The 8,517-nt window shown below is 39.0% G+C and carries 7 protein-coding genes and 1 pseudogene; 3 read left to right on the top strand and 5 right to left on the bottom strand.

Features of this window, described 5'->3' with window-relative positions; genetic code table 11:
• Positions 1–1,701: sensor histidine kinase (locus IQ229_RS04620; RefSeq protein WP_194041696.1), on the top strand; the 1,701-nt coding region annotated here is incomplete at its 5' end.
• Between the two features lie 92 nt (positions 1,702–1,793).
• On the opposite strand, the gene IQ229_RS04615 is transcribed toward IQ229_RS04620, so the two are convergent.
• From IQ229_RS04615 to IQ229_RS04600, 4 genes and pseudogenes are all read right to left on the bottom strand, one after another.
• The gene (locus tag IQ229_RS04615) at positions 1,794–3,341 is read right to left on the bottom strand and encodes a flavin-containing monooxygenase (RefSeq protein WP_194041694.1); all 1,548 of its coding nucleotides are present in this window, start codon (positions 3,339–3,341) and stop codon (positions 1,794–1,796) included.
• 117 nt (positions 3,342–3,458) lie between these two features.
• Positions 3,459–5,123, bottom strand: a complete 1,665-nt coding sequence (locus tag IQ229_RS04610) for a tryptophan halogenase family protein (RefSeq protein ID WP_194041692.1) — start codon at positions 5,121–5,123, stop codon at positions 3,459–3,461.
• Positions 5,124–5,190: 67 nt separating this feature from the next.
• A complete protein-coding gene (locus IQ229_RS04605) occupies positions 5,191–5,904 on the bottom strand; it encodes a hypothetical protein (RefSeq protein ID WP_194041690.1) in 714 nt (237 codons plus the stop codon).
• Positions 5,905–6,417: 513 nt separating this feature from the next.
• Positions 6,418–6,597: pseudogene (locus IQ229_RS04600) on the bottom strand (alpha-2-macroglobulin family protein); the annotation flags it as partial.
• 77 nt (positions 6,598–6,674) lie between these two features.
• On the opposite strand from IQ229_RS04600, the gene IQ229_RS04595 reads away from it, so the two are divergent.
• Positions 6,675–6,878: a type II toxin-antitoxin system HicB family antitoxin gene (locus IQ229_RS04595; protein ID WP_194041686.1), complete on the top strand. Its 204-nt coding sequence runs from the start codon at positions 6,675–6,677 to the stop codon at positions 6,876–6,878.
• Positions 6,875–7,102: a type II toxin-antitoxin system HicA family toxin gene (locus IQ229_RS04590; protein ID WP_194041685.1), complete on the top strand. Its 228-nt coding sequence runs from the start codon at positions 6,875–6,877 to the stop codon at positions 7,100–7,102. Before IQ229_RS04595 ends, IQ229_RS04590 begins: the two co-directional genes overlap by 4 nt.
• 19 nt (positions 7,103–7,121) lie before the next feature.
• Here IQ229_RS04590 and IQ229_RS04585 read toward each other — a convergent pair.
• On the bottom strand, positions 7,122–8,517 hold a 1,396-nt coding region (locus tag IQ229_RS04585; RefSeq protein ID WP_457852498.1), incomplete at its 5' end, for an alpha-2-macroglobulin family protein.

The raw sequence follows: 8,517 nt of genomic DNA, 5'->3' as shown, positions 1-8,517 counted from the left end.
GATGCCTACTATTGCTATGTTCGTTGGGGAGCTTTAGCCAAAGTTTATGACTTGCAAAAACGCTATCCTCAATTATTTGTACCCACGATTCAGCAAGAAGAACTTAGCTATTCTTACAATGACAAGAATTTACCTGAACTGGGACTACACCTATCTACACTTAGCAATAAATCTACTCTGGTGACGAATGAAACTGTCATTGGCTCCAACACTAGTATTTCAGATATGTTAGATTTGGGAACTGTCATTAAAGCTTCTCAAGCAGTGTCTGGAGAGATTGAATTGGAGGCACTTCTTTCTACGTTAATGGAAGTTGTAATGGAGAATGCAGGAGCTTCTAAATGTGTGCTGATATTGAGTGAAGCTAATAACTTAGACTTAACTATTGCGGCAATTAGTTCTGCTTCCACTTTTAGAGATACTAATACGGAGTTTTTATCTATTCCTTTCGAGTCTAGCGATATTGTTCCTATTTCTTTGATTAATTATGTCAAACGAACCCAAGAAATATTAGTAATTGATGACATTAAAGATAAAGCTTATTTTGCGGTAGATAATTATATTAACCGTGAGGAGCCAAAAAGCATATTATGTATTCCAATGCTCAATCAAGGTAAATTGCTGGGGCTGATTTATCTAGAAAATAATTTAACTACAGGAGCATTTACACGCGATCGCCTAGAAGTTCTCAAGCTCTTAACTATCCAAGCTGCAATCTCTTTAGAAAATGCCATTCTCTACAATAATTTGGCTAAAGCAAATGAGCAATTGGAGGAATACAGCCATATACTAGAGGAAAAAGTGGTAGTAAGAACAGCAGAACTTAACGAAAAAAATCAGCATCTGCAAGAAGCTCTAGAAGAATTACAAAGTACCCAAAGTAAATTAATTCAAAGTGAAAAAATGTCTTCATTAGGGCAAATGGTGGCGGGAATTGCCCATGAAATTAATAACCCTATCAATTTTATTCATGGTAATATCACTCACGCAAGTGACTATGTTCAACAATTGCTAGATTTGATTAATATTTATCAGCAACAATATCCACATCCCTCAACAATAGTGGAGCAAAAAATTGAGGAAATGGATATAGAATTTCTGAGAAAAGACCTACCAAGGGTTCTTGATTCGATGAAAGTGGGAAGTTCCCGTATCCGAACTATTATTCTGAGCTTACGTAACTTCTCTCGTCTAGATGAATCGGAAATGAAGCCTGTCAATATCCATGAAGGCATCGACAGTACCCTAATGATTTTGCAGCACCGACTAAAAGAAAATAATAATCGCGCGGAAATTGAGGTATTTAAAGAATATGCACAACTGCCGGATATTATTTGCTATGCCGGTCAACTAAACCAAGTGTTTATGAATATTTTAAGTAATGCGATCGATGCTTTAGAGGAGTACAATAATGGTGAAGATTCTCCAAGAAAAAATCCTCAGATTCGTATTCGTACTGAACTAGGAGAAGTAAACACATTGAAGATTCGGATTGCTGATAACGGTTATGGCATGACTGCACAGGTGCAGCAAAAAATATTTGATCCATTTTTTACCACTAAAGCAGTAGGAAGTGGTACGGGGTTGGGGTTGTCAATTAGTTATCAAGTGGTAGTGGACAAACATAAAGGTCAGTTAAGCTGTGAATCAACTCCAGGAAAGGGAACTGAGTTTGTGATTGAGATTCCAATGCAACAGTAAGACAAGCCGTTAATACTGAAAAATTTACAATACTCAGCACTCTTCATAATACGGTTCGGTTTAGAACTTCATCGAACCGTATTAGGGAGATATCAAGAGACGCTTCTTACCTCTAAACTTGCCGCGATCGCAGAATCATTAAGAGATGGCTGTTGTTTTGCCTGTAATTCCTGTCGGAGATTCTTGTAGGCAGATGGATCTGCTGGCATCATCAACTCTCCAAGCAGGTTTCCTGGTTTGCGGCGGGTGTTGAGATCCATATCCTCAAGCAATTCATCAATGTAATGGAACGTAAAAGGAATTAAACATGCTCCACTAAGGAAACCATACGGTCTTTCTTTCTGCTTCCATGCTAACTGTGCCTTTACATCCCCTAGCATCTGTTCCGGGGATGGTAAATTCAGATTTCCTTTAAAATACTCAGATAACCACCTAGCACCAATTTCCGATGATAACTGGGCACAGAAGGTGTGATTATAACCGACAAAACCCATTTGTGGAATATGGGGGTGAATGAGATGGCGGTAAAGATGGATAGTACCTTGCTCATCAGACACATACCTGCGATACTTTTCTTCTAAAAAGGGGATTTCCTGAAGAAATCCTGTGCCAAAGACGACAATATCTGCTTTTACTTGTTCGCCAGTTCCTAGTTCTACACCACCAGGTAAAAACTTGTCGATCTTTGTTTTGAGAGCGCGAATTTTACCCTTACGTACATACTCGAAAAAGCCTTTAGGCATTAAACCAATACTACAGCCGATAAATTTGTTGAGTGGTTGTTTAGGCACCATATCACAAGCATCAAGAGGTAACTGTAAGCGCAGAAGTATCTCGTTCAACCGCCAAAATACCCAAACAAGTGGCTTCCCAAAACTATGCAGCCACTTTTCCCATCCTTGAAGTTTATGATAGGGTGTCCAATATTCTGCAAACCGAGTTAGGAAAATATACTTCATGTTGACCATACCAAGGAAGAACTGGGGAATTTTCCACAATGGTTGACGAAAGACAAGAGTACATTCCTTAGACTTAGTGGCAGCGAAATTGGCAATATCAATGGCAGACTTACCAAAACCGACAACAACCACTCGCTTACCCTCCATTAGAGAGCCGTCATTAAAGTTATCAGAATGTAAGACCTTTCCTCCAGATGCAATGAACTCTTCCATCCCAGGCAAGTTAGGCACATAGGGGATATCAAAAGTACCATTACACACGATTACAAAGTCAAATTCGTATTTTTCCTTTCGTGTCTCCTTACCATTTTTCTGAAAGCTGACACTAACAATCCATCCAGGTGTATCTCCTAGCTTGTGCTCCACTTTCGTTACTTCCGCACCCAACTTAATTCTCTGTGCTACACCAAAGTAGTGGGCATAGGATTCTAGGTAAGCGCATATTTGCTCTCCTGAAGGCCACTCTGGATAAGAGGCAGGCATAGGATAGTCTGAGAAAGCATAGGTGTCTCTGGGGCTTTGGATGGACAGTCCTGGGTAAGCCCTCGATCTCTCCCACACACCACCAAGTCCCTGCCGCTTTTCGAACAATGTAACTTCGTAACCTTCTTCAAGAAATGTCTTGGCTGAGACTAATCCGCTCACTCCTGCCCCAATCACGCATATTTGTTTCGCTGTCATCTTGGGTTCTCCTCAATTATTATCGGACTTACGCAAAAATACACGCAGTAGGGGCAATTCATGAATTGCCCCTACCTGAAAATCAAAGTTTTGACTATTGTTTGCGTAAGTCCTATATTAAATTGGCACAGGAATTTGATATGCGCTATCGCTAATTGATGATGTCGGAAAATGATTGTCGCTGAGGTATTCTGACTGTTCTTGAGACTTGATTACATAAGTTAAATATTCATATTGAGAGGGCAGATTTTTGCTCAGGTAATTGGCTTTTTCCTTAATTGCCTTAAATTTAGTTAGCGCCTTCTCGTCGTCAAGATGCTCCAGCAGAGGTAAACTACCTTCAGGCTTATGATTGAGTCCGAGTAACATTACCGAATAAGAGTATGTCTCGAAGCCATGAAAATATGGATTAATATTCTTTTTATTTGGTAATCTTCTTCTCCACAACTTTAACTTTTCTTGCAGTTCCGTAGGAACTTTAATTTCTTGCTTGGTTGCTTGCCAAAACTTTGTATCTGCTCGATCGCTGGCACGATAATGGAGTACTAAAAAGTCCCGAACACCATCTAAACAATTAGCGATCGCTCTATTATAGTTGCGGATCAACTCTTCATTGAACGACTTCCCTGGAAAGTGATTGACTAGCTCTTCAATTCCATGCTGAATAAAAAATATGCCAGTAGATTCCAATGGTTCAACAAAGCCACTGGAAAGCCCTATTGCTACACAGTTTTTCACCCATGAGTTTCTGTTACGTCCAATCCTCATCTGGATATGAGAGGCTTTGCAATTATCAGCAACATTTCCTAGATGCTGGCGAAATTCTTGTTCTGCTTCATCCGCAGAGATGAAGGCGCTGGAATAAACGTACCCTGTACCATTTCTACCATACAAAGGTATATTCCAGACCCAACCTGATGAGAGAGCAGTTGCAGTTGTGTAAGGGTTGATGCCATTTTTTTGAATATCGCTTGGTATCTGTATAGCGATCGCGCGATCGCACAGTAGCGACTCTGAATAAGAAATGAATGGCTCACCAAGAGCTTTGTTAATCAAAAGACCACGGAAACCAGTACAGTCAATGAAAAGGTCTCCACTGAGAATGCCATGCTCGTTAGTGTTGAGACTATCTATGCTTCCATCCTCAGTTAAATTTACATCCACCACATCATCAACAATTTGTTTCACACCCCTCTGTATTGAATAGTCTTTCAAGAATCTAGCAATTAGATTTGCATCAAAATGGTAGGCGTAAGGATATTGCCCTTCGGCATCAGCAAGTGTTATGAGATTTTTTTCAGAAAAATGTTTCTCTGAGAATAAATGTTCAACTCTGTCATCAAAGATTTTGCCATTAAGATATCTCGGAGACCTTTGACGATCGCACAGCGTCGGTGCCATGAAGCAGGAGTAATCAAATGGCTCATTGGCACTCTTAAGTTTTAACCACCATTCAGAGATACTGAATCCATCAATAAAATCAAATCTTTCAAAAGGGTGGTAAAAGTGTCTTCTATCTGAATTCCAATCAACAAATTTAATCCCCATCTTATAAGTAGCATTGCATTTTGGCATCCATTCATACTCTTGTAATCCCAGAAAATCAAAAAATGACTTAATACTACTAAAAGTTGCTTCGCCAACTCCAATTTTTGTAATATTAGAAGACTCTACCAGAGTAATCTGAACATTTTTTTTCAAGGCTTTGCTCAAATAAGCTGCCGTCATCCAACCGGCTGAACCGCCACCAACAATTACAACATTTTGTACATACTGTGACATAGTAAAAGTTCTCCTTTCGGCTTTAATTAGGTATTAATTGTAAATTCCAATAAGCTGATTCGTTAATTTATCCAGCTTTCAATAATTGCTCAATTTTATGGGTTTTGGCATATACCAAAAGACTATTTGTAAATTGGGTGAAAACCGTAAATAAGTTCTCAACCAGTTCAAAAGCTTCTTGTTGGGCTGATTCTGATAGTTGAATATCTTGTAACAATCGATCTATTCCAGATGAACCTGTCATGTGACCAGTTTCAACGTCCAAATGGAAATCTGCAAAATATCGGCATTGTTTTTGGGTAATTGCTTTAATTTCTTTGCCAATCTCTGCTGCTATGGACAACATTATATTGCCCGTTGCTTCAGTAATTTCAATGACTATTATTTTTTGAATAGGAGTAGCTTGCGAAGTATATCGATAGAGTTGATAGTTCAACCAGCGAGCATTTTTAGTTTCTTCACTCCAAAGAAACTTTAATGCATCACTAAATTGCAAGGATTTGTCAAATTCTAGGTTTTTCAAATCTTCCAGAAACCACAACCAATGATGGTCATCTTCATAAGTATGTTTGTTAATTAATGTCTGAATTGGATCGTTTGTTGGTTCTACTCGCAAAAAATACTTATTCAGTTCTCCAAAATTCATAATAAAATGAGCAGCACATGGTGCCCAAGCTAGCCTTTGTCTGGGATTTATACTTTTATCTTGCATAAAATCAAACAAGGGCAGTTGAGCAAATTCTTGCTTCTTTTGTTCAATCAATGCTAGTACTTGTTGCATTTTTAATTGTGCCGATTTTCAATGTTTAATATTCAAGCAGAAGTAACTTTTCGACTTTGTTAAAGGAAGGGTAATCTGCTCAAGCTTTGGTTGTTCAATTCCCAAAGTTTTTTTAATAGTCATTAGCTCAAAACCCACTATTTGAATAGCAAATAATGTCTAATTTGTGATATTGCAGGTTTAGTTAAGAGTGTGTGGATAATTGGTCTTTGAAGACATGATAAATCTCACCTCCATATCAGGGTTTTAGGTGTATTGTGTTATATCGTATTGAGGCTGATGCTAAATTGTAACCAGCTAATTTACTGTTATTGTTTTTACTTTAACTTCAACATATCTATGTAATAAACGTAGCTTTTACTTAAGTACGTTTGTTAAGAAATGGTCTTGTATGAGCGTTTCCTGCGCTCAGAAAAACCAAATCGGCTAGTTAGGCCTTCTACCCTAGCTAAAATTTGAGTATATACTTGGAAAGATTTTTAGACTTGTTGTAGCTAAAGATAGTATCAATAATTACTTTCCATCCTCCGGTATTAATATAGACTCAGCAGTGCGCCCAAATTCTTCTGGTGCATATTGCAAGTGAACTTCTGCACCAGACCAAGAAAACGTACCAGGTGTCACAGAACGGACTAAGTAATGGAGGCTATAAACTCCTGGTTCCAGGTGGTCGGCATAGGCGATAATGCGATCGCCTTCTCTTCTCTTACTAGTGGTAGTGCGATCGCCATAAATCATTGAAAATAAAAAAGTAACTTTATTGTCAAGTTATGAAACTCAGAGTTGTATTAGAATCCAGTGACGAAGGCGGATACACCGTCCATGTTCCCTCACTTCCTGGCTGTATCAGTGAAGGAGAAACATTAGAAGAAGCATTAGAGAATATCCAAGAAGCAATAGAACTTTACCTTGAGCCATTGGAAGATGAATGGATTACTCAAGAAGGCGTAATAGTCAGGGAATTGGTACTGTGAGCAAAGTTCACAATTTACCTTACACTCAGATTATCGCTGCTTTAGAACGGGATGGATGGATAGTTGTACGCCAGCGAGGTAGTCACATTAGATTGGAAAAAAGCATACCAAATGAAGTCTTAAAATTAACTGTTCCAGATCACCGCCCAGTTAAGCGTTCCACCCTAGCTAAGATTTTAAAGCAGGCCCGTATAGACTTGGAAAGATTTTTAGATTTGTTGTAGCCAAAGATGGCATAAATTATTACTTCCTATCCTCCAGTATTAATATAGACTCAGCAGTGCGCCCAAATTCTTCTGGCGCATATTGCAGGTGAACTTCAGCACCAGGCCAAGAAAATGTCCCAGGTGTCACAGAACGGACTAAGTAATGCAGACTATAAACTCCTGGTTCCAGGTGGCCGGCGTAGGCGATAATGCGATCGCGGTACACATTCTTAAAACCAAGTTCCCAGCTATCGGCTTTTGCTTGTAATGCAGCTGTAGCAGTTTGAAAACTCGCATCCACCGCCTCAAAACCTGATGGTAGGGGATCTTTTATCACCAGATGATCCACAGGATGATCGGCGATGATTTCTAAACCAATATCAAACACCTGTCCAGAGGCTAAAGTCAAGGGTTTATCGAAAGCATAAAGACCTGTTTTTTGCAAAACTTTCTCTTTATTAACTTGACTAATTTCTCGTGTTATGCGTAGTCCGTTAAATCTACCTGGTTGATTTCCTTGCAAGCGATAATTGTAAGCAACCAGATAGTGCAAAGTGCCATTACCTGATTTTTGCAGGGTTAAATCATTACGCCCACGAGGTAATAGATTCATCGGCAGAATTAGTTGTAAACTAGGATTTTTGTAACCTTCAAAACGATTTTCTCCTAACTTATTACCAGCTAATTCCACTGTGGCAACAAAATTAGGTGGCGTGGGTTGCAGTTGACTATAATCTACCAAAGCTGTTAAAGCTTGGGCATTATTATAGTTGGTTTGCCATGTACCATCGCGTCGTAATGCCAGAAGACTTTGGAATAATTTATCTATAACTTCGGGTTTACTCTGTTTGGCAATAAATAAGCGTAAAGCTTGCGCTTGCGTCGCAGTAGATGAACTCATCCATCCCCAACTTCTGGGTAAACTTACAACTGCTGTGCGGCCAGTTTCATAGATATTCTGTTGCAGCTTATTCACTAATTGTTGAGATTCATCTTGCCATTCTGGGAATTGAGATAAGTATCGCGCTAGTTTAATTTGAGTTGTTACATCAAAATTATTACGCTGTTCATAAATATCTGCGAGGAAAGTATTGCGTTTGTCTCCTAATTCTGCTAAGGAGATTAAAGCATTAAGTTGCAGTTGCCTTTTACAGAGTAGTTGTTTGCAAAAGTTGTATTCTCCGGGGTTTGCTAGAACTTTTTGTAAATAAGCTTTCAGGCGAAGCACCATTGCAGAATCGACTAAATTAGGGAACACCTGACCGGCTTTAGCCAAAGATTCACCCGTATAGGAAGAAACCCAAGGGTCGGATTTTTCTTGTCCGGGGAAAGCAGCAAAACCACCATCGGCTATTTGGAGTTTTTGTAATTTTTCAATCGCTTGACTTGCCTGTTGGTTAGGATTAAATTCTGTAAATGTCTGACCATATTTC

Origin of the sequence: Nostoc cf. edaphicum LEGE 07299 (assembly GCF_015207245.1) — a bacterium.
GTDB lineage: Bacteria > Cyanobacteriota > Cyanobacteriia > Cyanobacteriales > Nostocaceae > Nostoc > Nostoc edaphicum_B.
This window is presented reverse-complemented; position numbering and strand designations above follow the sequence as displayed.

Excerpts from the sequence above, each read along its gene's own strand:
- IQ229_RS04605 (WP_194041690.1), bottom strand. The coding sequence starts at position 5,904 with ATGCAACAAGTACTAGCATTGATTGAACAAAAGAAGCAAGAATTTGCT.
- IQ229_RS04595 (WP_194041686.1), top strand. The coding sequence starts at position 6,675 with ATGAAACTCAGAGTTGTATTAGAATCCAGTGACGAAGGCGGATACACC.
- IQ229_RS04610 (WP_194041692.1), bottom strand. The coding sequence starts at position 5,123 with ATGTCACAGTATGTACAAAATGTTGTAATTGTTGGTGGCGGTTCAGCC.
- IQ229_RS04615 (WP_194041694.1), bottom strand. The coding sequence starts at position 3,341 with ATGACAGCGAAACAAATATGCGTGATTGGGGCAGGAGTGAGCGGATTA.